This is a genomic window from Plantibacter sp. MCCC 1A11337, from assembly GCF_013349365.1.
GTDB classification, from domain to species: Bacteria; Actinomycetota; Actinomycetes; order Actinomycetales; family Microbacteriaceae; genus Plantibacter; species Plantibacter flavus_A.
This window is the reverse complement of sequence record NZ_JABJWX010000003.1, coordinates 49,237-73,193: the sequence shown is the minus strand read 5'-3', so window position 1 is coordinate 73,193 and position 23,957 is coordinate 49,237. Positions and strand designations below refer to the sequence as shown.

General features: G+C 69.8%; 30 protein-coding genes. 17 read left to right on the top strand and 13 right to left on the bottom strand.

Features of this window, described 5'->3' with window-relative positions; all coding sequences use genetic code 11:
* Positions 1-19 precede the first annotated feature (19 nt).
* Complete coding sequence (locus tag HOW07_RS12175; protein ID WP_371743666.1) at positions 20-280, bottom strand: glutaredoxin family protein; 261 nt, start codon at positions 278-280, stop codon at positions 20-22.
* 192 nt (positions 281-472) lie between these two features.
* Between HOW07_RS12175 and HOW07_RS12170 the strand changes: the two genes are divergently transcribed.
* Positions 473-772: a helix-turn-helix domain-containing protein gene (locus HOW07_RS12170; protein WP_064294610.1), complete on the top strand. Its 300-nt coding sequence runs from the start codon at positions 473-475 to the stop codon at positions 770-772.
* A 42-nt stretch (positions 773-814) separates the two neighbouring features.
* On the opposite strand, the gene HOW07_RS12165 is transcribed toward HOW07_RS12170, so the two are convergent.
* From HOW07_RS12165 to HOW07_RS12150, 4 genes are all read right to left on the bottom strand, one after another.
* Positions 815-1,123, bottom strand: a complete 309-nt coding sequence (locus tag HOW07_RS12165) for a hypothetical protein (RefSeq protein ID WP_064294611.1) — start codon at positions 1,121-1,123, stop codon at positions 815-817.
* A gap of 244 nt (positions 1,124-1,367) precedes the next feature.
* Positions 1,368-1,466 (bottom strand): 30S ribosomal protein bS22, encoded by a 99-nt coding sequence (locus HOW07_RS12160; protein WP_003792170.1) that lies wholly within the window; start codon positions 1,464-1,466, stop codon positions 1,368-1,370.
* A gap of 139 nt (positions 1,467-1,605) precedes the next feature.
* Positions 1,606-1,800 carry a helix-turn-helix domain-containing protein gene (locus tag HOW07_RS12155; protein ID WP_064294612.1) on the bottom strand — a complete coding sequence of 65 codons (195 nt, stop codon included), beginning with the start codon at positions 1,798-1,800 and terminating at the stop codon, positions 1,606-1,608.
* 127 nt (positions 1,801-1,927) lie between these two features.
* Entirely contained in the window at positions 1,928-2,332 is a 405-nt protein-coding gene (locus tag HOW07_RS12150) for a helix-turn-helix transcriptional regulator (protein ID WP_064294613.1), read from the bottom strand.
* Positions 2,333-2,404: 72 nt separating this feature from the next.
* Here HOW07_RS12150 and HOW07_RS12145 point away from each other — a divergent pair, with 72 nt between their 5' ends.
* Positions 2,405-3,847: a TrkH family potassium uptake protein gene (locus HOW07_RS12145; RefSeq protein ID WP_064294614.1), complete on the top strand. Its 1,443-nt coding sequence runs from the start codon at positions 2,405-2,407 to the stop codon at positions 3,845-3,847.
* Positions 3,840-4,511 carry a TrkA family potassium uptake protein gene (locus HOW07_RS12140; protein WP_056013885.1) on the top strand — a complete coding sequence of 224 codons (672 nt, stop codon included), beginning with the start codon at positions 3,840-3,842 and terminating at the stop codon, positions 4,509-4,511. Before HOW07_RS12145 ends, HOW07_RS12140 begins: the two co-directional genes overlap by 8 nt.
* Positions 4,512-4,518: 7 nt before the next feature.
* Here HOW07_RS12140 and HOW07_RS12135 read toward each other — a convergent pair whose 3' ends face one another.
* Positions 4,519-4,977: a GNAT family N-acetyltransferase gene (locus HOW07_RS12135; protein WP_175117284.1), complete on the bottom strand. Its 459-nt coding sequence runs from the start codon at positions 4,975-4,977 to the stop codon at positions 4,519-4,521.
* Positions 4,978-5,040: 63 nt separating this feature from the next.
* On the opposite strand from HOW07_RS12135, the gene HOW07_RS12130 reads away from it, so the two are divergent.
* Together HOW07_RS12130 and HOW07_RS12125 are read left to right on the top strand one after the other, a co-directional pair.
* The gene (locus HOW07_RS12130; protein ID WP_121292619.1) at positions 5,041-5,640 is read left to right on the top strand and encodes a TetR/AcrR family transcriptional regulator; all 600 of its coding nucleotides are present in this window, start codon (positions 5,041-5,043) and stop codon (positions 5,638-5,640) included.
* Entirely contained in the window at positions 5,637-6,140 is a 504-nt protein-coding gene (locus HOW07_RS12125) for a GNAT family N-acetyltransferase (protein WP_175117282.1), read from the top strand. Before HOW07_RS12130 ends, HOW07_RS12125 begins: the two co-directional genes overlap by 4 nt.
* Positions 6,141-6,156: 16 nt before the next feature.
* Here the strand turns inward: HOW07_RS12125 and proC are convergent, their stop codons facing one another.
* The 3 genes from proC to tadA all read right to left on the bottom strand — a co-directional run bounded on the left by proC (position 6,157) and on the right by tadA (position 8,823).
* The gene (proC, locus tag HOW07_RS12120; protein WP_175117280.1) at positions 6,157-6,999 is read right to left on the bottom strand and encodes a pyrroline-5-carboxylate reductase; all 843 of its coding nucleotides are present in this window, start codon (positions 6,997-6,999) and stop codon (positions 6,157-6,159) included.
* A 48-nt stretch (positions 7,000-7,047) separates the two neighbouring features.
* On the bottom strand, positions 7,048-8,235 hold the full coding sequence (locus HOW07_RS12115) for a MarP family serine protease (RefSeq protein ID WP_175117278.1): 1,188 nt from the start codon (positions 8,233-8,235) through the stop codon (positions 7,048-7,050).
* A gap of 111 nt (positions 8,236-8,346) precedes the next feature.
* Positions 8,347-8,823 (bottom strand): tRNA adenosine(34) deaminase TadA, encoded by a 477-nt coding sequence (gene tadA / locus HOW07_RS12110; RefSeq protein ID WP_121292611.1) that lies wholly within the window; start codon positions 8,821-8,823, stop codon positions 8,347-8,349.
* Positions 8,824-8,874: 51 nt separating this feature from the next.
* On the opposite strand from tadA, the gene upp reads away from it, so the two are divergent.
* Both upp and HOW07_RS12100 read left to right on the top strand, forming a co-directional pair.
* Positions 8,875-9,507 carry a uracil phosphoribosyltransferase gene (gene upp / locus HOW07_RS12105; protein ID WP_121292609.1) on the top strand — a complete coding sequence of 211 codons (633 nt, stop codon included), beginning with the start codon at positions 8,875-8,877 and terminating at the stop codon, positions 9,505-9,507.
* Between the two features lie 502 nt (positions 9,508-10,009).
* Complete coding sequence (locus tag HOW07_RS12100; protein ID WP_079003301.1) at positions 10,010-10,717, top strand: winged helix-turn-helix domain-containing protein; 708 nt, start codon at positions 10,010-10,012, stop codon at positions 10,715-10,717.
* 81 nt (positions 10,718-10,798) lie between these two features.
* Here the strand turns inward: HOW07_RS12100 and HOW07_RS12095 are convergent, their stop codons facing one another.
* Together HOW07_RS12095 and HOW07_RS12090 are read right to left on the bottom strand one after the other, a co-directional pair.
* Positions 10,799-11,806 (bottom strand): DMT family transporter, encoded by a 1,008-nt coding sequence (locus HOW07_RS12095; protein WP_175117270.1) that lies wholly within the window; start codon positions 11,804-11,806, stop codon positions 10,799-10,801.
* Positions 11,806-13,080, bottom strand: coding sequence for an AI-2E family transporter (locus HOW07_RS12090; protein WP_064294622.1), 1,275 nt, complete (start codon positions 13,078-13,080; stop codon positions 11,806-11,808). The genes HOW07_RS12095 and HOW07_RS12090 overlap by 1 nt, the downstream gene beginning before the upstream one ends.
* 182 nt (positions 13,081-13,262) lie before the next feature.
* Here HOW07_RS12090 and HOW07_RS12085 point away from each other — a divergent pair, with 182 nt between their 5' ends.
* The 7 genes from HOW07_RS12085 to HOW07_RS12055 all read left to right on the top strand — a co-directional run bounded on the left by HOW07_RS12085 (position 13,263) and on the right by HOW07_RS12055 (position 19,404).
* On the top strand, positions 13,263-13,823 hold the full coding sequence (locus HOW07_RS12085; protein ID WP_064294623.1) for an RNA polymerase sigma factor: 561 nt from the start codon (positions 13,263-13,265) through the stop codon (positions 13,821-13,823).
* Positions 13,820-14,437 (top strand): Asp23/Gls24 family envelope stress response protein, encoded by a 618-nt coding sequence (locus HOW07_RS12080; RefSeq protein ID WP_175117269.1) that lies wholly within the window; start codon positions 13,820-13,822, stop codon positions 14,435-14,437. The genes HOW07_RS12085 and HOW07_RS12080 overlap by 4 nt, the downstream gene beginning before the upstream one ends.
* Complete coding sequence (locus HOW07_RS12075) at positions 14,430-14,798, top strand: hypothetical protein (protein ID WP_175117267.1); 369 nt, start codon at positions 14,430-14,432, stop codon at positions 14,796-14,798. Before HOW07_RS12080 ends, HOW07_RS12075 begins: the two co-directional genes overlap by 8 nt.
* A gap of 380 nt (positions 14,799-15,178) precedes the next feature.
* Complete coding sequence (locus HOW07_RS12070; RefSeq protein ID WP_064294625.1) at positions 15,179-15,610, top strand: MarR family winged helix-turn-helix transcriptional regulator; 432 nt, start codon at positions 15,179-15,181, stop codon at positions 15,608-15,610.
* Positions 15,611-15,699: 89 nt separating this feature from the next.
* Positions 15,700-17,202, top strand: a complete 1,503-nt coding sequence (locus tag HOW07_RS12065; protein ID WP_254628338.1) for a DNA-3-methyladenine glycosylase 2 — start codon at positions 15,700-15,702, stop codon at positions 17,200-17,202.
* The gene (locus HOW07_RS12060; protein WP_121292599.1) at positions 17,199-17,759 is read left to right on the top strand and encodes a methylated-DNA--[protein]-cysteine S-methyltransferase; all 561 of its coding nucleotides are present in this window, start codon (positions 17,199-17,201) and stop codon (positions 17,757-17,759) included. Before HOW07_RS12065 ends, HOW07_RS12060 begins: the two co-directional genes overlap by 4 nt.
* A 274-nt stretch (positions 17,760-18,033) precedes the next feature.
* The gene (locus tag HOW07_RS12055; protein WP_175117265.1) at positions 18,034-19,404 is read left to right on the top strand and encodes a deoxyribodipyrimidine photo-lyase; all 1,371 of its coding nucleotides are present in this window, start codon (positions 18,034-18,036) and stop codon (positions 19,402-19,404) included.
* A gap of 96 nt (positions 19,405-19,500) precedes the next feature.
* Here HOW07_RS12055 and HOW07_RS12050 read toward each other — a convergent pair whose 3' ends face one another.
* Both HOW07_RS12050 and HOW07_RS12045 read right to left on the bottom strand, forming a co-directional pair.
* Positions 19,501-20,157: a response regulator transcription factor gene (locus tag HOW07_RS12050; protein ID WP_175117264.1), complete on the bottom strand. Its 657-nt coding sequence runs from the start codon at positions 20,155-20,157 to the stop codon at positions 19,501-19,503.
* Entirely contained in the window at positions 20,150-21,415 is a 1,266-nt protein-coding gene (locus HOW07_RS12045; protein WP_175117262.1) for a sensor histidine kinase, read from the bottom strand. Before HOW07_RS12045 ends, HOW07_RS12050 begins: the two co-directional genes overlap by 8 nt.
* Positions 21,416-21,591: 176 nt before the next feature.
* Here HOW07_RS12045 and HOW07_RS12040 point away from each other — a divergent pair, with 176 nt between their 5' ends.
* From HOW07_RS12040 to HOW07_RS12030, 3 genes are all read left to right on the top strand, one after another.
* Positions 21,592-22,677 carry an ABC transporter permease gene (locus tag HOW07_RS12040; RefSeq protein WP_175117260.1) on the top strand — a complete coding sequence of 362 codons (1,086 nt, stop codon included), beginning with the start codon at positions 21,592-21,594 and terminating at the stop codon, positions 22,675-22,677.
* A 61-nt stretch (positions 22,678-22,738) separates the two neighbouring features.
* On the top strand, positions 22,739-23,443 hold the full coding sequence (locus HOW07_RS12035; protein WP_175117258.1) for an ABC transporter ATP-binding protein: 705 nt from the start codon (positions 22,739-22,741) through the stop codon (positions 23,441-23,443).
* 51 nt (positions 23,444-23,494) lie between these two features.
* Positions 23,495-23,896 carry a hypothetical protein gene (locus HOW07_RS12030; RefSeq protein WP_064296142.1) on the top strand — a complete coding sequence of 134 codons (402 nt, stop codon included), beginning with the start codon at positions 23,495-23,497 and terminating at the stop codon, positions 23,894-23,896.
* Positions 23,897-23,957: the final 61 nt, after the last annotated feature.

Here is a 23,957-nt window from a genome sequence, read left to right as displayed (position 1 = left end):
GGATGGATGGTCGAGCGGATCAGTCGGCGAGCAGCGCGGACCGCAGGCGGTCGGGGTCGATGCGCCAGTAGTTGTGGACCCTGCCGTCGATGAGGACGACGGGGATCTCCTCCCAGTGGCGGTCGTGGAGCGCCGGATCGTCGAGGATCGAGAGCTCCTCGCGTTCGATCGCGGGGCCGTCGGGCGGGAGGCCTGCGACCACCTCGTCGATCACGGCTCGCGCGTCGTCGCAGAGGTGACAGCCGGGCTTGCCGATGAGCGTGACGTGCAGAGTGGACACCTCCTCAACTGTACGGGGTGCTCGAGGCTGCAGCACGTCCAGGGATCCGACACGTGTGGTGTTTCTCGACGACATCTGGGACGATGCCGGAATGATGATGCCCTTGAACCCAGGCTCCAGAACCATAGGTTTCGAATCCACCCGACTCAGACGCTCTGGCATGCGCCGGTCGAGGTCCGTTGTCATTGAGTGATGCCTACACATTCGGAAGCCGCGACCATCCTCGGCGAGCGGTTGCGAGCCGCCCGCAACGAGCGACAGCTGACCCTCGAGGACCTGGGCGTGTTGGCGGGGATGCACTGGACGAACATCGGCAAGATCGAGCGAGGGCAGGTGCACCCGAGCGTGGAGACGCTCGTCCGGCTGAGTACCGCGCTCGACCTCGATCCGGCCCCGTTCATCACGGGTTTGAACGCGGACATGTACCCGGGCCGGGCGCACAAGCTGACGGCCCGCGACCTGCTGGCCGCTCGCCGCGATCAGGAACGCTGACCCGCGCATCGGAGACCATTCCCCTCCACCGGATGGCGTCCGTCAGAAGGTGACCCGCCAGAGGTACTGGTGACCGCCGGGACGGAACCAGGACACCTGCACACTGGTCGCGCGGGCCAACTCGGTTCCCAACACCTCGAACTCCAGGGCGCTGCCAGGCGTCAGGCGGCACGGTTCCAATGGGGCGAGGAGTCCAGGCCCGTTCAGGCGCAGCACGACCCAGTGCACGGCTTCGTCACCGACGTTCCGGAGTCGATAGCGAGGCGCGTCGTCTCGTTCGACGACGAACGGCACCCGGTACGCGAGCTCGCGTCGGTTGCGGCGGGCGGTTGGAGGAAGATCGCGGGTCATGCGAACACGGTACGAAGGACCGCCGACGATCTCGGGCCGACGGATCGCGTGCCGCGACGCGCTGTGGATCAGTCCCCTCCGGCCTCGCCTGTGGAGGAACCTCGACGCCGCTCGACCCGCGGGATCCCACGCCACGGCCGGCGACGAGACGATCACCTCGACAACGCCAGAAAGCGCCGTACCCCATTGGGCAGGCGCTTCCGGTGGACGAAGAGTCGTCAGGTGCTCCGAACGGAGCAGCCGGCTACTTCTTGTTGCGGCGCTGGTGACGGGTCTTGCGAAGCAGCTTGCGGTGCTTCTTCTTCGCCATACGCTTGCGGCGCTTCTTGATAACAGAACCCACGGATTTACCTCACAGAATTGGGGGGCTTGGCCGCAGGGATCGCGACCGAAGAGAACAAGTCTTGTTGCTAGTCTAGCCGATTGCAGCGCGCGTCGTTCACACGCCGTACGCCTGCAGGCTGCTAGGAGCGGGGAACGCCTCAGCCGGCGTCGGCGACCGGGCGCTGGCGGACGGCGTCGACGGCGGTCTCCGGCACTCGGAACGACTTCCCGAACCGGATGGCCGGGAGTTCCCCCGAATGCACCAGGCGATACACGGTCATCTTGGACACCCGCATCATCTCGGCGACTTCGGCCACGGTGAGGAAGCGGACGTCGGCAGTGTCCTGCGTCATCGAACCCCTCCTACGCCTCTGGAAACCTGCTTGAACGGCGCCCCGAGGACCGGAACGCCGCATGGCAACTCTAGAGGTCCGACGCCCGCCCTGTACATCCCCTGTGTGAACGGTATGCGAGGCCGGGCTAGGGGCGGAGCTTCTTCGTGACCGACTGCACCGCGTGGGTCACGTCCGCCGCGACCTTGCCGACCGACCCGGCGACCGCCTTGGCCTGGTCCGGCAGCGACAACGCCGCGAAATCGACGCCGTCGTCCTGGTAGTCGACGCTGAGGAACGGGATGAGCCAGTCCTCCACGTCCTCGAGCGGCGCCGAGTCCAGGCTGTAGTAGCGGTGCTGCCCCTCCTCGCGCACCTCCACGAGCTCTGCTTCGCGCAGGACCTTGAGGTGTTTCGACACCGTCGGTTGGCTGAGGCCGAGCTGCGCGACGATCTCGGAGACGCTCGTCCCGGTGCCACCGTGCCGTTCGAGCAGCAGCGCGAGGATGTCCCGCCTGGTGGTGTCAGCGATCACGTCGAAAATGTCGGCCATGGTCCAACGATAGTGATGGAGCGCACGGAGTACCATTGCCTCCGGCGCAGTCCTGAGGTGTTGAGGGGTCAGATGAGCGGCAATGCCATGGGGCGTCGTCCCGAGATCATCGTGCGCCACGGCCTCGCGAGGGTCCGGGAGGCCGTCAGCGACTTCGCGGCGAAGTCGACCTCCCGGTTCGCCATCCTCGTGTTCAGCTTCCTGATCTTCGTCTTCACGATGTTGTTCTCACTCCCCATCGCGAGCGCCGACCGCCAGGTGACCCCGATCGCCGACGCGCTCTTCACCGCGGTCTCCGTCATCTGCGTCACCGGGCTCTCGACCGTCGACATGGCGACCCACTGGTCCCTCTTCGGTCACGTGCTCGTGTTCATCGGCGTCCAGATCGGCGCGCTCGGCGTCCTGACCCTGGCCTCGATCCTCGGGTTCGTGATCGCCCGACGACTCGGGCTCCGCCAGAAGCTCATGGCGGCGAGCGACACGAACCCCCTGCGGTCGCACCACGGCCCCGTCGCCGAGGGTCAGGCCGTCCGCCTCGGGGAGATCGGCAACCTGCTCGTCACCGTCGCCGTCAGCGCGCTCGTGATCGAGGCGGCACTGGCGGTCCTGCTCTTCCCGCGCATGCTGCTCGACGGCATCAACCCCTGGGACGCCGCCTGGAACAGCGTCTACTACGCGGCCATGGCCTTCACCAACACCGGCTTCACGCCGAACGCCGAGGGCCTCGCGGCGTTCGAGAACGACTACTGGTTCCTCAGCATCCTCATGCTCGGGGTCTTCCTCGGCAGCATCGGCTTCCCGGTCATCTACGCGCTGAGCCGCAACTTCCGTCGGCCGAGCCGATGGTCGCTGCACGTCAAGCTCACGCTCGTCACGACGATCATCCTGTTCTTCGCCGGGGCGCTCGCCTTCATCCTGCTCGAGTTCAACAACCCCGAGACCTGGAACAAGTGGAACCTCTGGGACACGATCTTCCAGGGGTTCTTCCTGTCGGCCATGACGCGGTCGGGCGGCTTCTCCACCGTGGACATCGGCGACCTCAACGGCTCGACCCTGCTCGTCGCCGACATGCTCATGTTCATCGGCGGCGGCTCTGCCTCGACCGCCGGCGGGATCAAGGTCACGACGCTCGCCGTCCTGTTCCTGGCGGCGTTCGCCGAGGCCCGCGGCCGCGAGGGTGTGGAGGTCTTCCGCCGGCGCATCCCGCAGGACGTGCTCCGCGTCGCCGTGAGCGTCGTCCTCTGGGGCGCGACGATCGTGGCCCTGTCGACGATCGTCATCCTGCAGATCACCAAGGCTCCGCTCGACCACGTGCTGTTCGACGTCATCTCCGCCTTCGCGACCGTCGGGCTGAGCACCGGCCTCGTCGCGGACCTGCCCGACGCCGGGGTGTACGTCCTCGCCGTCACCATGTTCCTGGGCCGCGTTGGTACAGTGACACTCGCTGCAGCCGTGGCCGCGAGCCAGAGCGGCCAGCTGTTCAAACGTCCCGAAGAGAGGCCCATCGTTGGTTGACCGCATCAAGCACGACGCCCCGGTCCTCGTCATCGGACTCGGTCGGTTCGGTGCGGCCTGCGCCGGCGAACTCGACCGGCTCGACCGCGAGGTGCTCGCGATCGACGACAACTCCGACCTCGTGCAGAAGTGGTCCGACCGGGTCACGCACACCGTGCAGGCCGACGCGAAGAACATCGAGGCGCTCCGCCAGATCGGCGCGCAGGACTTCTCGGTCGCGGTCGTCGCGGTCGGCTCCTCGATCGAGGCGAGCGTGCTCATCACCGCCAACCTCGTCGACCTCAAGATCCCGCAGATCTGGGCCAAGGCCGTCTCGCAGTCGCACGGCAAGATCCTCGCCCGGGTGGGGGCGAGCCACGTCATCTACCCCGAGCGCGAGGCCGGCGAACGCGTCGCCCACCTCGTGTCGGGCCGCATGCTCGACTTCATCCAGTTCGACGACGACTTCGCGCTCGTCAAGATGTACCCGCCGAAGCCCATCCGCGGGCTGAACCTGACGGAGTCGGGTGTCCGGACGAAGTACCGGATCACCGTCGTCGGGGTGAAGTCACCGGGGAAGCCCTTCACCTACGCGACCGCCGACACCGTCGTGTCGAACCACGACCTCATCATCGTCTCCGGCACGTCGGCCGACATCGAGCGCTTCGCCTCGCTCGAGGGCTGAAGCCTCCTCAGGTGAGGCTGCGCGCGTAACAGCGTGACTGCGGCTCGTCGACGTACGGCCCGAACGCCTCGATCGGGTGGTATCCCTCGCGCTCGTAGAACCGCATCGCGTCCGGCTGTTCCGTGCCGGTCTCGAGGAGGAGCTCACCGAGACCCAGCGACCGCGCTTCGTCCTCCAGAGCCCGCAGGAGCGCGGTGGCGACGCCGGTCCCCCTGGCCTGCTGCACGACGAACATGCGTTTGATCTCCGCCCGGTCCTCACCGAGCATCCGCAGGCCGCCGCAGCCCAGCGGGGTGTCGTCGACGTCGCTGGCGAGCAGGAAGAGCGTGATGTCGGCTGCGGTCGGCGGTGTGCCGGGTTCGTGATCGTCGCTCCCGTAGCGGGCGTCGAGTTCGCGGCGCTGGGCGGCCCGCAGCGCGGTGCCCGCCTCGTCGTCCCAAGCCACCCGGCTGATCGTGATCGTCATTCGTGTTCTCCAGTCATTCCGTAACAAGCATTACGGTAACATCGGTTCCGAGGTGGTGACGACATGGCCAGGACGAAGGACCCCGATGCCCAGGCGCGGATCTCGCGCGCGGTCTGGGAGGTGCTGGGCGAACGCGGGCCGCACGGGTTGACCCTCCGCGCGGTCGCGGAGCGGGCCGGGTGCACGACCGGTCTCGTCCTGCATCGCTTCCCCGACAAGCGCGCGCTCCTGCTGCACGCTCGCGACCTCCTCCACGAGCGGACGGCGGCGCGGACCGAGGCGCTCGAAGCCGCGGCCGCGACCCCGCGTGACGCCCTGCGCGCCGTCCTCCGGCAGGCCCTGTCCCTCACGGACGAGACGCGCCAGGAGGCACGGGTCTGGCTCGGTTACCTCGCGGCGGCACTCGACGACGCGGTGCTCGCCGAACGGCACCGTGCGGGTCACGGCGTGTTCGTCGCGCGCACCCGCCGCCTCGTGGCCGAGATCCGCCCCGAGCTCACCGAGGCCGAGGTCGCCGCGACGGCCACCGCCGTCGTCGGATTCATCGAGGGCGTCAGCACCCTGAGCACAGCCGACGACGACCACTACGACGCCGCTGCCCAGCTCGCCGCGCTCGACCGGCTGCTGCTCGTCCTCGGGCTCGACGAGACGAGCGGCGAATGATCGTCGTGGAACGCCGGGCCGATGCTCCGGCCCATCGGCGAGATCGCTTCGCCGAGCTGCTCGAGGAGTACCACCGTCGGACCGAGCACGAGAAAGTCCTCGGCCGAGAGCCGCGTCCGGACGAGCCCGCTCCGACGACCACCCTCCCCGACCGCTACCGGGCCGAGATCACCGACCCGGGCACGACCTTCGCCTCCGACGAGGTCCTCCTGGCCGTCGAGGACGACCGGGTGCTCGGCTGCGTCGTCCTGACGGAGGGCCCGTCGCCGGAGCTCAAGCGACTCTGGGTCGACCCGCGCGCCCGTCGCCGGGGCGTGGCCGCAACCCTGCTCGAGGCTGCGACGACCGTCTCCCGGCAGCGGGGCGACGACGCCGTCCGTCTCTCCGTGTGGCACTGGCGCTCCGCCGCGATCGCGCTCTACCGGCGGTCCGGCTTCGTCGCGGTCGCGTCCTGGGACGACAGACCAGGTCTCGACTGCTTCGTGCGGTCCTTCGACTGATCGGGTCGCCGCCGGATCAGGACGCCGACAGCTCCTCGGCGCGTGCGATGGCGGCTGCCGCAGCACGGTCGAACGTCTCGCTGAAACCCGCCTCGGCGAGCACGGCGAGCGCCCGTTCCGTCGTCCCCTTGGGGCTCGTGACGTTGATCCGCAGCTGCTCGGCGCTCTCCCCCGTCGTCGCGAGGAGTTCCGTCGCACCACGGAAGGTGCCGTCGACCATCACGGACGCCTGCTCCGGGGTGAACCCGAGGCCGATCGCCGTCCGGGTGAGTTCCTCGATGAGGTAGTAGACGTACGCCGGACCGGAGCCGGAGATGGCGCTGAGGGCGTCGATCTTCGATTCGGGGATGACGACGACCTGGCCGACGGTCTCGAAGAGCGCGGTGACGACGGCGAGGTCGTCCTCGCTCGACCGGGTGCCCGGCGCGAGCCCGGTGACGCCGAGCCCCACGTAGGACGGGGTGTTCGGCATGGAACGCAACACCGAGACCGACTCCGGCAGGGCGGCCTCGAAGGCCGCACCGCGGATGCCGGCCGCAAGGCTCACGACGATCGTGCCCGGCTGCAGGGTGTCGGCGATCTCGGCGAGGAGGTCGGCCACCATGTAGGGCTTCACGCCGATCAGGACGATCTTCGCCGCGGCTGCCGCCCGTCGGTTGCCGTCGGCGTCCTGCTCGAGGGCGATCGAGGTCACGCCCGGCAGCTCGGCCAGAGCCTCCGCCTTGGTGATGGTCCGGTTCGTCACCGTGATGCCACCGTCGACCTCGACACCCGGCTGGACGAGACCGCGGAGGACGGCCCCTCCCATCGAACCGGCTCCGAGGATGGCGATGCTGGGCAGGCTGATCGTTTCACTCACCCTGCGAGTCTAGGCACCTGCATGCTCGTCGGCACGTGCCCGGCCGCGTCAGTCGGCGAGGCAGGCGCCTGACGGGACCGCGGACTGGAGCGACCCGGCGAGCGCGACGACGGGCAGGACCTCGTCCATCGCGAGCGCGTACCCGACCGGCGCGGAGTTCGCGTCGCGGGCGAAGATCACGCCGGCCACTTCACCGGACTCGGTGAGGAGCGGGCCACCGGAGTTGCCCGGCTGCACCGTGCCCGACAGCGTCACGACCTGACGACTCGTCGGGTTGTTCCCACTGATGTCGGCGACGAGGCTCGGCCCGACCAGGATGACCTGGGCGCCGCCGGCCGTGTACGGCCCACCGAACGGATACCCGGCGACGACGGCGTTCGAGCCGGGAGCCGGATTCGGTGCGAGCGGCAGCGATCGGGCGCCGAGGTCGTCGACGCGGATGACGGCGAGGTCGTCGACCGGATCGAAGTAGACGATCCGTCCTTCCCTGGGCATGGCCCCCGGGACTTCGACGACCGGATTCGTCACGCCGGCGAGGACGTGCGCGTTCGTCATGACCAGGTCGTCGGCGAACACGAAGCCGCTCCCGGTGAGGCTCCGCGAGCAGGACTCGGCCGTGCCGCTGATGCGCACCACGGACGCGGAGGCCGTCTGCAGCGCCGGCGTCGAGGTGTCGAGCTGCGGGGCGGCGGGTACGTCCGCGGTTCCGCCGAACGCCTCGATGACGCGTTGGGCCCCACCGTCGACCACCGTGGAGCGGAGCTGCGCGAGCGTGCTCTTCACCTCCACGGGCGTGACGCGGTCGATCGTGCCGATCACCGCGGACGACCCGACCGCCTGGGCGAGTAGCGGGATGCCGAGGGAGCCGACACCGAGGGCCGCCGTCACGAGGACGAGCGCGGTGACGACGAGATTGAGGGCGGCGCCGAGCAGCCGTTCCAGGCCGCGCAGCGGGGTCTTGCGGACGACGGAGCCGATGGCCCCGCCGATGAACGCACCGATCGTGTAGCCGACGGCGAGGACGACCACCGCCGCCGCCACGGCCGCCCAGCCACGCCAGGCCGCGTCCTGCACCCACGAGGCGACGAGCGGGATCGCGAAGAACGCGCCGACGCCACCGGCCGCCAGCCCGACGAGCCCACCGAGGCTCCCGAGGAGCCCCGCACGCCACCCGCGGATCAGGAAGCCGATCAGGACGACGACGAGGATGATGTCGAGGATCACGCCGGGTTGCATCCTGCGATCCTGCCATCACCCGCCGACAACGGGCTCCGGAAGTGCTGGGAGCGGCCGCATCCGGTCAGCGATCCTGTCGACGCATGGAGATCTCCGGGGCCGCCTGCGCCCTCAGGAGGCTCCGACGCCGTCCGCGCCCCGGAAGAAGTCGGTGAGGAGCGTCGAGCAGCGCTCGGCCTCCACACCCGCGTAGACCTCGACGCGGTGCTGCAGTCGCCGGTCGCGCAGGACGTCGTAGACGGATCCGACCGCACCGGCCTTCTCGTCCCAGGCCCCGAAGACGACCCTTGGGATCCGGGCGGCGAGGATGGCGCCGGCGCACATCACGCAGGGCTCGAGCGTGACGACGAGCGTCAGCTCCGTGAGGTGCCAGTCGTCGAGCGCGGCCGCGGCAGCCCGGATGGCGACCACCTCGGCGTGGGCGGTCGGGTCGGTGTGCAGCTCGCGCTCGTTGCGCCCGACGGAGACGACCGTGCCGTCCGGGGCGACGAGGACCGCGCCCACCGGGACGTCGTCGCTGGCGAGGGCCGCCTCGGCCTCGGCGACGGCGAGGCCCATCCACACGGCGAACTCGGCCGGTGCGTGCATCCGTCATCTCCCCGAAATCCTGGTCGCCGCGCGAGCGACTAGATTGATCGTATGCGAGTGCACGTAGCCGACCACCCACTCATCACCCACAAGCTCACGGTGCTGCGCGACAAGACGACACCCTCACCGGTGTTCCGTGCCCTCACCGAGGAGCTCGTCACGTTGCTCGCCTACGAGGCGACGCGCGGCGTCACGGTCGAGGAGATCACGATCCAGACGCCCGTCACCGAGACGGTCGGCGTCAAGATCAGCGAGCCGCGTCCGCTCGTGGTCCCGATCCTGCGGGCCGGCCTCGGCATGCTGGAGGGCATGGTGAAGCTGCTCCCCACCGCCGAGGTCGGCTTCCTCGGCATGGTGCGCAACGAGGAGACCCTCGAACCCACCACCTACGCGGAGCGCCTCCCCGACGATCTGTCCGACCGCCAGTGCTTCGTGCTCGACCCGATGCTCGCGACCGGTGGCTCGCTCGCGGCGGCGATCGACTTCCTCTTCCAGCGCGGTGCGATGCACGTCACCGCCATCTGCCTGCTCGCCGCCCCCGAGGGTCTCGAGCGCCTCGAGTCCGAGACGGCCGGCAAGGACGTCACCATCGTCCTCGGCGCCCTCGATGAGAAGCTCGACGAGAACGGGTACATCGTCCCCGGCCTCGGCGACGCCGGCGACCGCCTCTACGGCGTCGTCTGACCCCTGCTCCCGCCGACATGAGGCGGATCGCCGTCCATCCCCGCGATGGACGGCGATCCGCCTCATCTCAGTTGTGCCGCCAGCTGGCAATCCCCGAGTAACAGAACGTCATCTTCCGCTCGCACTTGACAGGATCCGGGGGATTCCTGTTGTATTGCGGACTATGACGACCAACGCGCCCACCCCGACCTCCTTCGAGGCCCCTGGGAACGCCGGCATGATGATGCCCGGCCGCGCTGTCATGTGCTGTCGAATGTGTCGCTGATCCGACTCCTCCAGCACCGGTAGCGATCCACACGGATCCGCTCCACTGCTCCCAGCACCTCCGAGTCCGCCGCTCCCCCACCAGGTGAGCCGACTCCCGGACGCACCCCGTCCGCACCCGGCCGACGCGCCACTTCCCGGATCGCGGGACCGCAACTGCCCACCGGCAAGCGGGATCACCCCGAGCGCACCGCGCACGATCCGTCGCAGCATCATCACTCCCGAGGACCTCGCACCCATGTCTCTTGCAGCCGTTCAGACCACCCGCCCCACCCGCCAGCTCGCCGCCGTCGAGGACGCACCTCGGGCCGCGACCCCGCACGTCCGTGCCGTTCCGGCCGGCCCCGAAGCCCGAGGCTTCGTCCTCTACGTCGGCCTCGACGAGGCGAAGGCGGCGGCCGCCGGCACGAGCCTCGGTGAGATCGTCGAGGCCATCAAGGCCCTGACCGCCCAGTTCGCCCCGGAGGCCGAGACGCACGCAGCCGTCGCACTGGCCCCGCGCGGTGCCGGCGGACGCGACCTCGACGTCGTCCGGCTCGCCCTGCAGGACCCCTCGGCACTCGCGGCCCACCGCGACGAGGTCGACGAGGAGGAGCAGGACCGTGCCCACGCGGGTGTCGTCGTCGACATCTCCCGGAAGCGCCTCGTCCTCGACAACGAGGCCGCGCCGCTCACGTACAAGGAGTTCGAGCTCCTCCAGTACCTCGTCCTCCGCGAGGGACGCACGATCGAGCGCGCGGAGCTCATCTCCTCACTGTGGCGCGCCGGCGACGACGAAGAGGTTCCGAACGAGCGGACCATCGACGTCCACGTTCGTCGCCTCCGCGCCAAGCTCGGCCGCTACGAGGACATCGTCCGCACCGTGCGCGGTGTCGGCTACCGCTTCGACCGCCACGCGGACGTCTCCATCCGCTACGCCAGCACCCCGTCGCCCGACCTGTTCTGAGCCGGTTCGGCGGCCCCACCGACGAGACGACGGGCCCGGTGCGTGGGTGTACCACTCACCGGGCCCGTCGAACGTTCTCCGTCAGATGACGCGGGGCTTCTTCGGCTTGTCGCCGGGAGCCGGGACCGGTCGCATCGCGAGCTTCCAGACGCCGAACACGGCCACCGCTCCGGCGACGACGAACAGCACGAGGGCGTACCAGGGGGCGTTCGAAGCCTCGCCCAGCACCACGACGCCGATGCCGACCGCGACGAGCGGGTCGACGACGGTGAGTCCGGCGACCACGAGGTCCGGCTGCCCGCTCTGGTGCGCCTTCTGGACGAAGAAGCCACCGAGCCCGGCGGCCACGAGCAGGCCGATGATGCCGACGACGGTGAGTCCCTCGAAGTTCTGCGTGATCACCCGGTTGATGACCACCTTCGCGAGCGTGACGACGAAGCCGTACAGCACACCGGCTGCGACCACGTAGAAGACGGTGTGCAGCTTCCGTCGCCACAGGGCGTACGCCGCCGCGAGTGCAGCGGTCACGACCGCGAGCATGATGAGGATGATGATGAGCTGCGGCTGACGGATCGGCTCCTCCACCGCGTACAGCGCCGCGACGATGACGAAAAGACCGATACCGGCGACGCACAGCACCATCGCGCGGGTCTGCTCCTTCATGATCTTCACCCGGGTGACCCTGGCGTTCAGGAGCGCCGTGATCACCAGGGCGATCGCCCCGAGGGGCTGCACGACGATGAGCGGAGCGAAACCGAGCGCGACGAGCTGGAACACGATCGCCAGGCCGAGGAGCAGCGTCCCGATGAGCCAGGACGGACGCCCGAGGAGCTGCGGCAGCTGCTTCAGACCGAAGGCCGACGACGCCGCCTCCACCTTGCCGACACCGCGGGACTGCAACTGCGTCCCGACTGCGAGGAAGAACGCTCCGACAAGCGCGATCGGGATGCCGATCGCCTGGTACGGCGTGACACTGATCGTGGGGATGTCGATGTCGACCGCAGTGCGGGCGGACTGCGCGACGACACCGGCTGTACCCGACAGCAGCAGGGCGCCGGCCGCAAGGGCCGGGAACGACGTGGCCGCCATCACTTCGCCGCCGCACTCGTGCCGACGGCCGCCGTCTCGGCGTCACCGAGTTTGTTCTCCGGTACCACTTTGGAGTCCTGGCTCGGGAAGACGACCTTCTGCACGATGATGATGATCGACGCGGCGACCGGGATCGCGACGAGGGCGCCGAGGATGCCACCGAGGGCGCCGCCACCGAACGCCGCGATCACGACGAGGGCTCCGGGGACGGCGACCGCCTTGTTCATGATGCGCGGGCTGAGGAAGTACGCCTCGATCTGCATGTAGATCAGGTAGTAGATGATCGCGATGAGTGCGGTCACCGGCGAGACGAAGAGGCAGAGCGCACTGTTCACGATCGAGGCGCTGAGCGTGCCGACGAGCGGGATCATCGATCCGATGAACGCCAGCAGGGCGAGCAGCGGCGGGAACGGCGCTCCGATGATGCTGAGGAAGATGAAGCTCAGCACGCCGTTGACCAAGGCGAGTCCGACTTGTCCGACCACGTAGCGCCCGACGGCCTGGGTGATCTCCTCGAGCACCTGCGCGAAGCCCTCGCGGCGGTAGGCGGGGAGGAATCGGTACGTGACGGCCTTCATCGACCGCAGGGAGGCGAGGAAGTAGAGGGTCAGGATGAGGACGATGATCGAGCCGGTGATGCCCGACGCGACCCCCGCTCCGACCGCGACGATGCCGCCACCGATGTTCAGCAGGTTGTTGGGGTCCTTGAGGAAGGAGAACGCGTCGTTGAGCGCCGAGTCGATGTCGAGCGTGTTCCCGATCGTGTTCTGCACCCACGCGACGAAGTCACTGTTGAGGAACTGCTGGGAGATCCGGGGGTAGTCGCTCACGAAGTTCGAGATCTGCGTCACGAGCAACGGCACGATGGCGAAGATGATCCCGACGAACGCGCCGATCACGGCGAGGAAGACGACGGCGATGGCGAGGCCGCGCGGCAGCTTCTGCTCGAGCCATGACACGAGCGGGTCGAGGCCGAGCGCGATGAAGAGCGCGACGCCGACGTAGATCAGCGTGGTGCTGAGCTGCGACACGATGCTCCCGATCACGAGCGCGACGAGGACGCCGATGCCACCCACGAGTCCGATCCGGAACGCGTTGATACGGACGCTCGGAGCCGACGGCTGGAGGGCGGCGACCACGGCGGCCGACGGCGGGGAGGATGCGGCGGCCTTCGCCGCACGCTCCTGCTTGGCTTCCTGATGCTTGGCGCGCCTGGCTTCGCGTTCCTCCGGGGTGGAGGAGAACCCGGGCAACCGGAGTTTGGGGGTCTTCATGGTGCGGTCTCCTCGGTGATGATGCCGTCGTGGTGCTGGGGGCGTTCACATGGACCGCCGCTCTGTGCCTACAGTAGTGAGACGGAGCCCGACCCGCTGATGTCACGGTCCGGTACGACGAAATCGGCGGAAGTCGTCTCGGGCCGGAACAGAGAGGTGGTGCGACGGTGGGAGCTGATCCAGTGCGCACATCGGCCGGCCTCCTAGACCAGGCGACCGACCGCACCCTCGTCGAACGGTGCGTCGACGGCGACACCCGCGCGTTCCAGGTGCTCATCACGCGCTACGGCCGGATGATGAAGGCGTACGCCGTGCGACTCACGCGTTCCTCGGCGGACGGCGACGACGTCGTCCAGGAGGCGCTCATCTCGGCCTGGAAGCGGATCGACACGCTCGAGGACGGCGCGATGGTCAAGAGCTGGCTGATGCGCATCGTCAGCCGTCGGGCGATCGACCTCATGCGGCAGCGCAAGGACACCGAGTCGACCGACGACGCCATCATCGAGGCCCCGGAGCGCGACGGACCCGAACGGAAGGCCGAGGCATCGTCACAGCTGGGAGCACTGTCAGCAGCACTCGACAGACTGCCGCACGGACAGCACCAGGCTTGGGTGCTCCGAGAGATCGGCGGATACTCGTACGAGGAGATCGCCGAACAACTGGGGCAGAGCGTCGCCAGCGTCCGAGGGAGTCTCGCACGGGCTCGGGCGACACTGGTCAAGGAGATGGAGGGGTGGCGATGAACACCGATATTCCGGGCCCCGGACCGGGTGAGCCGAGCGGCTGCGCGCACGGCATCGACGCCCTCACGGATTACCTCGAACGCGACATGCTGCCGGCCGACCCGTCGATCGACGACTCACCGGAATGCCAGCGGATCCTCCGGTCGCTTCGACGTGTCCGCGCGCTGGCCGCGCCCTTGCGGGAGGCGGACGAGGCGGCGGTCACCGCGCTCGACCAGGACTGGATCCGCGGGATCATGGAGAACATCGGCCGCGAGGCGAAGGCCGGGCGCGACATCCCGTTCGCCGCATCCGACGACGACGCGGCGCTCGTCATCACGGAGGGCACGGTCCGCGGGCTGGTCCGCGGTGCCGGCGACTGCACCCCCGGCGTGCTCGTGGGTCGCTGCGTGCTCGAGGGTGACGTCACCGTGGTCGGCGAACCGATCATGCTCCATGTCACCGTGAGCATCGGTTGGGGCAAGTCGGTCGCCGAGACGGTCTCGCTGTTCCGCGAGGAGGTCGCAGCCAGCCTCCAGCAGCAGACGGACCTCGTCGTGGCAGGACTCGACATCGTCGTCGACGACCTGCACTTCGAGGCCGACGAGATCGGAGAGGTGGGGGACGATGCATGACCTGACGGAGACGGACGACGATCTCGGAGCGCTCGCGAGCTCACTCGACGACGTGGTGCTGGCGGTACCGGGCGTCGAGGGGTTGACCGCCGTCGAGCCCACGCTGCTCCGGGCCGCCAAGGAGGGCGTCGGAGCACTGCTCGGCTCGACCGACCAGCAGACACGGGTGAGCGTCAGGCGCGTCAGAGGCGTCCTGACCGTCCACACCAACATCTCCGTGGCAGCTGAGGCGGCCTCCCCCGCCGTCGCGCAGGCGGTCCACCGCGCCATCGCGGACCGGCTCCCCTCGTCCCCCGGCGAGGGCGCCCCGTCCATCACCGTCCGCGTGATCGACGTCGTCCCGAGCGGCTCCCAGGACTGACCCGACGGCAGGAGGTCCGCGCTGCGACAGGAACGCGGATCGGCTTGCGTCCGGCTTCCTGGGGTTCGTCCTGCGTTCGCGCTCCGCGCTGGTAGCGCACTCGGACAACTCCCAGTAAAAATAACGTTCTGATAACTACCGCTCGTTACCGATCCGTTATATGGTTTTGGAACGTTAGTTGTTTTGCTGTGGCAGCTGACGGAATGTGATTGCAGGACACTCTTGGTGCAAGGGAAAGAGAGCCGGTCGTAGCCTCTGCGACCGGCTCTCGTCATGTCCGGAGACGATACGGATCACAACCACCTCGTCCCGACGCGCGGCTCGACGTCCGTCCAGGATAGATTCAGGTGGTGGATCGTCGGACGGCAGCGGGAGCAGGTATGGACGAGAGGCGACTCGCGATCGCCGCGTGGGAGTCACTCTTCCGCGCGCAGGTCGACGTGATGCGCCACATCTCGCACGACTTCCCGAGCCACGGCATCTCACTCAACGAGTACGACGTCCTGCACACGATGTCGCGGGAGCCCGATCGTCGCATCCGTCTGCGTGACCTCAACTCGAGTGTGCTGCTCTCGCAGCCGAGCATCAGCCGTCTGGTCGACCGGCTCGTCGCGCGCGGGCTGGTCGGCAAATGCCCCGACCCGGACGACGGCCGCGGCACCCTCGTCCGCATGACCGACGCGGGATACGAGGTCTACCGTGCGGTCGCCATCGCCCACGGTGCGACGATCGCCGAACGCGTGACCACCTCGCTCAGCCCGCAGGAGATGGCGACCCTCGCGGCGCTCAGCGACAAGCTCCGCGGAGCGTGAGCCGCGCCGACTGACCCGGCGCGGACGGCCCCCACTGTCGTGTCCGATTTCCGCTCGTCCGACCCGGTGGCGCATGTCAGACTCGGATCATGGACGACACCCGGAGCATGGACTTCGACGAACGCTACCGCGCGATCCAAGCCCGCGACCAGCGCTTCGACGGGCAGTTCATCACGGCCGTGAGCTCCACGGGGATCTACTGCCGGCCGTCCTGCCCGGCTCGGACCCCGAAGCCGGAGAACGTCACCTTCTACGCGACGAGCGCTGCAGCGCACGAGGCCGGTTTCCGCGCGTGCAAACGGTGCCTGCCCGAGGCCGTCCCGGGCACGCCCGCCTGGAACCTCGGTAACGACGTCGCCGCGCGCAGCATGCGCCTCATCGCCGACGGCGTCGTCGAACGCGAGGGCGTCCCCGGGCTCGCCTCGCGTCTCGGGTACTCGAGCCGCCATCTGACGCGGATCCTCAGCGCCGAGCTGGGCGCGGGTCCACTCGCGCTGGCACGTGCCCACCGTGCGCAGGGTGCTCGACAGCTGCTGACCGGCACCGACCTCCCCTTCGGCGACATCGCCTTCGCCGCCGGATTCTCGAGCATCCGGCAGTTCAACGACACGATGCGGGAGGTGTTCGAGCTCACCCCCGGTGAGCTGCGCGCGAAACACCGGACGGTCGGCGAACACGCCCCCGGCTCGATCACCCTGACCCTGCCGTTCCGCCGCCCGTTCGACGCCGCGGGCGTCTTCGCGTGGCTCGCCCCACGGGCGGTGGACGGCGTCGAGCTCGCGGGCCCCGACCACTACGCCCGGCTCCTCGCCCTCCCCGGTGGCACGGCGTGGTTCGAAGTCCGGCAGGTCGGCGACGACCTCCGACTCACGGCCGAGGTGACGGACCTCGCCGATCTGCCGGTGCTCGTCTCGCGGGTCCGTCGGCTCTTCGACCTCGACGCCGATCCCACGTCCGCCGACGCCGTCCTCGCGACGGACCCGCGTCTCGCCGCCTCGGTCGCGGCCACACCGGGCATCCGACTCCCCGGGGCGGTCGACCCGGAGGAGATGCTGGTCCGGGCGATGGTCGGGCAGCAGATCACCGTGGCCGCGGCGCGCACCCAGCTCCGTCGTCTCGCTGACGAGGTGAGCACGACGGTCCCCGAACGACACGGACTGCACCGGCTCTTCCCGACGGCGACGCAGCTCGCGAACGGCGGGGAGGCCGCACTCGTCGGGCCCCGAGCGCGGATCGACAGCCTGCTCGGCGTCGCGCGGGCACTCGTGTCCGGTGAACTCACGATCGGCTTCGGTGACGACCGTGACGAGCTCCGAGCCCGCCTGCTCGCGATGAAGGGGATCGGTCCGTGGACGGCCGACTACGTCAGCATGCGGGTGCTCGGCAACCCCGACGCCTTCCTGCCCGGCGACGTCGCCGTCCGCACGGGTGCGGGCCGGCTCGGTTTGCCCTCCGACGCGCGCACGCTCACCGCGGAAGCGGACGCTTTCGCCCCGTGGCGTTCCTACCTCTGCCTCCATCTGTGGAAGGCGGCCTCCACACCGGCACCGTCCTCCGCACCATCAGCCCTCGAGAAAGGTCCAGCAGCATGACCACCATCATCTCCAGCACGAGGATCCGCGGCGGTGACGGCCACGCGTCCGGCGCACGGCTCACCGCGACCACCCAGACCGTCGACACCCCCGACGGCCCCTTCACGATCCTCGCGCGCGAGGACGGGGCGGTGCTCTCCTCAGGGTGGTCCGACGACATCGGCGTCATGCTCGAACGGATCCGACCCGCCGACCGCCCCGGCGAGACGGTGGCGGGGACGATCGGGGCGATGGACGCCGTCCGCGCGTACTACGACGGCGACCTGACGGCGATCGACGTGGTGCCGGTCGCCCAGTTCGGCGGCCCGTTCCGCACGCACGCCTGGACGGTGCTGCGGACGATCGCCGCGGGACACCCGGTGACCTACACGGAGTTCGCCGCGGCGAGCGGGCGGCCGTCGGCGGTCCGCGCTGCGGCGAGCGCCTGCGCGACGAACGCCCCCGCCCTGTTCGTCCCGTGCCACCGCGTCCTCCGGACCGACGGGACACTCGGCGGGTTCGCCTGGGGACTCGACGTCAAGCGGTCGCTGCTCGACCGCGAGGCCGCGCTCAGCTGAGCGCACCGGGGAAGAGGGGTCACGGTGACTGAGTACTCGTGCTCGGTCCCTGAGCCTGTCGAAGGGCGGCGTCAGCCCGTGGGCACTTCGACAAGCTCAGTGACCGGAGGATGGCTCAGTGACCGGAGGATGGCACAGCGACCGGAGGATGGCACAGTGACCGGAGGAGGGCTCACGACCGGAGGAGGGCGCCGCGACCAGGCGGCCGATGACCGGAACGGGCGGGTCCGGTCAACCCCACGGCTCGGACGGATCGTCCGCGTAGGCTGACGGCATGGCTGCCGCACCGACGATCGTATGGTTCCGTGACGACCTCCGCCTGGCGGACAACCCCGCACTGCACGCGGCGGTCGAGCTCGGTTCCCCGGTCCTCTGCCTGTTCGTCCTCGACGACAGCGAGGAGCTGCGACCGCTCGGCGGCGCGTCCCGGTGGTGGCTCCACCACAGCCTCGAAGCCCTCGGAGACGACATCCGTGGTCTCGGCGGCACGCTGCTCCTCCGATCCGGAAGTGCGGCGACCATCGTGCCTGAACTCGCCCACTCGATCGGCGCCGGCGCCGTCCTGTGGAACCGTCGCTACGGCGCGGCCGAGCGGGAGATCGACGCCGGGATCAAGTCGGAGCTGAAGGATGCCGGCCTCGACGCCCGCAGCTTCGCCGCGAATCTCCTCGCCGAGCCGTGGGAGATCGTCACCGGCCAGGGCCAGCCGTACTCCGTGTTCACCCCGTTCTGGAAGGCGTCGCTCCAGCGACACGCGGCGAACCCGCCGAGGCACCCGCTCCCCGCGCCCACCACGTTGACGTCGATGTCGGAGCCGCCCGCCGGCGACGAGCTCGAGTCCTGGGACCTGCTCCCGACGAAGCCCGACTGGGCGGGGGGACTGCGCGAGCAGTGGACGCCGGGCGAGGCCGGCGCCGACGCACGGCTCGCCGACTTCCTCGGCGGTGGCGTCTCCGGCTACACCGAGGATCGCGACTACCCGGCCCAGCCGTCGACCTCGGGGCTCTCCCCGCACCTCCGCTTCGGCGAGATCAGCTCGCCGCAGATCTGGCACGCCGCCCGCGACGGCCGCCGACACCTCGGCGACGACGGCGCCACCTTCCTCAAGGAGCTCGGCTGGCGCGAGTTCGCCTACCACTGCCTCTACGCCTTCCCCGACCTCGCGACGCGCAACTGGCGTCAGGCCTTCGACCGGTTCCCCTGGCCGGACGTCGACCAGGAGGCGTTCGACGCGTGGAAGACCGGCAAGACCGGGATCCCGCTCGTCGACGCCGGCATGCGGGAGTTGTGGGCGACGGGCACCATGCACAACCGGATCCGGATGGTGACGGCGTCGTTCCTCACCAAGAACCTGCTCATCCACTGGAAGCTCGGCGAGGACTGGTTCTGGGACACGCTCGTCGACGCCGACCCGGCGTCCAACCCCTTCAACTGGCAGTGGGTGGCCGGCAGCGGCTTCGACGCCTCGCCCTACTTCCGGATCTTCAACCCCGAGCGGCAGCGCGAACGCTTCGACGCCGACGACGCGTACATCAAGCGGTGGGTGCCCGAGTTCGGGACGGACGACTACCCCGAGCCGATCGTCGACCTCGGCGAGACGAGGCAGGCTGCGCTCGCGGCGTACGAGCAGGTCAAGGGGGCGTAGCTCCGGGCCGTCGTCCTGCGACACTTCGACAAGCTCAGTGACCGGGGTGGGGCTCAGTGACCGGATGCGCCGGTCCCCGAGCCTGTCGAAGGGCGCTCAGCGGGTGCGGAAGAGACCGGCGCGCTGGGCCGCGGCGATCGCCGCCGAGCGGTTCGACACGTCGAGCTTCGTGTAGATGTGCGCGAGGTGCGACTTCACCGTCGTCTCCCCGACATGCAGTCGCCCGGCGATCTCGAGGTTGGTGAGCCCCTCGGCCGCCCGCGCGAGCACCTCGATCTCCCGCGCGCTCAGCGCCTGTTGCGGTGCACTCACCCGGGCGACCAGACGGGTCGCCACCGCCGGCCCGAGCACCGAGTTCCCGCCGGCCGCCGAGCGGATGCCGTCGATGAGGTCCTCCGGGGCGGCGTCCTTCAACAGGTACCCCGCGGCTCCGGCTTCGATCGCGCCGAGGATGTCGGCGTCGGAGTCGTAGTTCGTCAGCACGAGGACCGACGGGCCGCCCGGCAGCGACGCGATCTCCCTCGTCGCATCGATCCCCGTCGGACCGTCGCCGAAGCTCAGATCCATGAGGACGAGGTCGGCGCCGGGTGCGGCGGCCACAGCCTCGGCTGCGATCGATGCGGTCCCGACCACCTCGATGTCGGCGATCGGCGCGAGCACCGCGAGGAGTCCGGCTCGGACGATCGGGTGGTCGTCCGCCACCACGACCCGGATGACCGGCGGCTCGCCGACAACGGTCGCATCGTCACGCATGGGCGTCCCCTTCCGTTCCTGGTGCCGCGAACCGCACGGTGATGGTCGTGCCGGCGCCCGGCGCACTGCGCACCTCGACCTCGCCACCCAGTTCGGTGATGCGGCGGCGCATGGACATCATGCCGAACGGACCGCCCGCAGTGCGCTCGGCGACCCTCGCCGGATCGAACCCCACCCCGTCGTCGTCGATGTCGAGGATGACCTCCTCGTCGAGGTAGGTGAGGGTGACGTCCGCCCGGCTCGCTCCGGCATGCCGGACGACGTTCGCGAGACTGCTCTGCGCAGCCCGGAGGAGCGCGGTCGTCACCGGCGTGCCGAGGACGAACGCATCGCCGGTGACCGTCGTGGAGACCGGCGTGCCGCTCTGGGCGGTCGTCGTCTCGGCGAGCCGACCGAGCGCGTCCGCGATCGTCGCACCCACCAACGCCGGCGGGCTCAGCTCGTCGATGAGGCTGCGCGTCTCGGCGAGGGCCGTCGCCGCGGCGTCCCGGGCCAGCCCGATGTGCGAACGCAGCTGCTCCGTGCCCGGGTGCTCGGCGGCGGAGCGTTCGGCCGCGTGCAGGAGCAGTTGGATGCTCGACAGGGCCTGGGCGACCGTGTCGTGGAGGTCTGCGGCGAGGCGCTCGCGCTCCGCCAGCTTGCCCGCCTGCCGCCCCCGCTCGGCGAGCTCCTCGCGTGCCGCGACGAGCTCGACGATGAGTCGCTCCCGCTCGGACGCCTCCCGGGCCAGCGCCTCGTAGCCGAGTCCGATCGCGACGGCCACGGCCGCACCGACGAGCGGGCCGACGACTCCTCCGACGCTGAAGCCGGCGTGCAGGCCGATCGCCACGACCGCGGCGACGGTGGCGATCACGACGGCGGGCACCGCGACGGCCCTGGGCAGGAGGTGCAGATAGAGGAAGAACAACGGGAAGACCAGGTAGGCGGCATCCGGGCTGAGGAGGACGAGGACCACCCACTCGACGCTGAGCAGCACCAGCCACGCGAGGACGGACACCCGACCTCGACGCACACCGACAGGAGCAGCGTCGCGATCGGTGGTGCCGCTGACGGCCACCGCTCGGCGGACCCGACCGCCGAGGATCGCGCCCGCGGCGTAGCTGAGCAGCATGACGACGGCGAGGACGATCGCCGCGAGGGCCGCCTTGCCACCGACCGAGACGGATCGCGCGATCACGAGCACGATGAGTGCGGTGACGAGGCCGTGGAGGCCGAGCTGCAGGCCGGTGAACACGGGGCTGAGTGCCGAGTGCTTCATCCGCCCAGCGTACGGCGGGGATCGTCCTCGCGAATCATCAGAAAGGTGGAACGGCGCCTCCACCCGACAGCGCCGGAGGACCGTCCCGTCCGACGATGCCCTGGGTCGGCGACGCGACGAGGCTGGAATCCTGCCGCATCACGGAGACGCCGTCGGGCGGCTGACAAGGAGTCCCCATGTTCGTCGCCTGGCGCGACATGCGCTTCGCCACCGGTCGCTTCGTGCTGATCGGGGCGGTCGTCGCCCTCATCACCCTGCTCGTCGGATTCCTCAGCGGCCTCACCGCGGGACTGGCGAACCAGAACATCTCGGCGATCACCGGGCTGGGTGCGTCGAGCATCGTCCTTGCGGCCCCGCCCGACGGCGAGCAGGCGACGTTCGCGGACTCCGCGATTGGCGCGGACGCGGCCACGACGTGGGCTGCGGTCCCCGGAGTCGACGGTGTCCAGGAGCTCGGCATCAGCCAGACGCGGATGACCACGGACGATGCGCGCACCTCCGTGGCGCTGTTCGGGATCAGTGGTGACGCCGTCGCGGGTCGCGCCGCCGACGTGCCCGCCGACGGGACCGCCAGCCTGAGTCGGACCGCCGCGGAGACCCTCCACGTCTCCCGAGGCGACACCGTCTCCATCGCCGGCAGCGAACTCGAGGTCGGTGCGGTCGTCGACGACCAGTGGTACAGCCACACGCCGGTCGTCTGGACGAGCCTGGCCGAGTGGCGGTCGCTGCAGGCTGCGCAAGGGTCCCCCGGCGACGGAGCGACCGCGCTCGCCATCACCGGGAACCCGAGCGCCGAAGCGGTGACGGAGGCGGAGCAGGCCACCGGCACGGTGTCGAAGGACGTCCTGTCGTCCTTGCTCGCGATCGGCTCGTTCCGCTCCGAGATCGGATCGCTCCTCCTCATGGTCGCCATGCTGTTCGGGATCTCCGCGCTCGTCATCGGAGCCTTCTTCACGGTGTGGACCATGCAGCGCGCGGGCGACGTGGCGATCCTCAAAGCGCTGGGCGCGACGACCCGTCGGCTGTCGCTCGATGCGCTCGGCCAGGCGCTCGTCCTCCTCGTCATCGGTGTCGGGTTCGGCATCGGCATCACCGCCGCACTCGGTTCCGCGGCGGGCACGGCACTGCCCTTCGTGCTCAGCCCATTGACGACGCTCGTGCCCGCGGTGATCATGATCGTCCTCGGTCTGATCGGAGCGGCGTTCGCCCTGCGGTCCATCCTCTCGGCCGACCCGCTGACCGCGCTCGGCGGCAACCGGTGAACGCGCCCGACCTCCCTGTCTCCTTCCTCGCACCCGCCCTCGTCACCATCGGAGTCTCCGCATGATCTCGCTCACCGACGTCACCCTCACCTTCCCCGACGGCGACCACCGCGTCACCGCCGTCGACCACGCGACCCTCACCGTCCCGGCCGGGACCGTCTCCGCGCTCACCGGGCCATCGGGCTCCGGGAAGTCGAGTGTGCTCGCCGTCGCAGCCGGCCTCATCCGGCCCGACAGCGGTCTGGTGGAGGTGGCGGGGGTCGACGTCACCTCCCTCCACCGCCGTGCGGCCACGGACTTCCGTCGCACGAGGCTCGGCATCGTGTTCCAGCAGGCCAATCTGCTGCCGTCGCTCACGGCCCTCGAGCAGCTGTGCGTCCTCGGGACGCTCGGCGGCCGCACGTCGCGGGCCGACCGGACGCGCACCCGCGAGCGGGCCGCGATGCTGCTCGCCGCCGTCGGGCTCGGCGACCAGGCCGGCAAGCGGCCGCATCAGCTCTCGGGTGGTCAGCGGCAGCGGGTCAACATCGCGCGCGCCCTGATGAACGAGCCCGACGCCCTCGTCGTGGATGAGCCGACCAGTGCGCTCGACCACGAGCGGGGATCCGAGATCATCGAGCTCATCCTCGAACTCACCGCGACCTCGGGCGCCGCGACGCTGCTGGTCACCCACGATCGGAGCCACCTCGACCGCATGGACCAGGTGCTCGTCATGGAGGACGGTCGACTCAGCGCCGCCGCCGACGCGCTGGCCCTGCGGTCCTGAGGTCCACCGTCGCCCGGCGGTAGGGTGAGGTCACGTCGAGAGAGGACCGCCATGCGCCGTGCCACCCGTGGGCTGACCGTGATCGCGATCGTCGGAGCGGTGCTCGGCACGAGCGCCTGCACCGGTGGCGCGGACTCACCCTCCGGTCAGAGCTCCGCGAGCGAGGCCGGCGTGATCGCACCCGTCATCGTGCAGCTCGTCGATCAGGACGGCCGCACCGTCACCGTCGGCCTCGACAACGTGGTGGACCTCGTCGCCGTCGATCCGACCGTGTGGTCCGCGGAGATCGAGGATCCGTCGATCGCGGAGTACGTGCCGGGCGGCTCCCGCGGCGGCGCGTCCTTCAACCCCGGTCTGCAGCCGCTCGAGGTCGGGAGCACGACGGTGACACTGACGAACAGCTCAGACGATTCGACCGTCGTCCTCACGCTCGAGGTCGTCGACCGGTCCTGAGCCGGGACACTCGGACGAACCGAACCGGCCCCTGAGCCGTTCGGAGGGCGCACCCCAACCG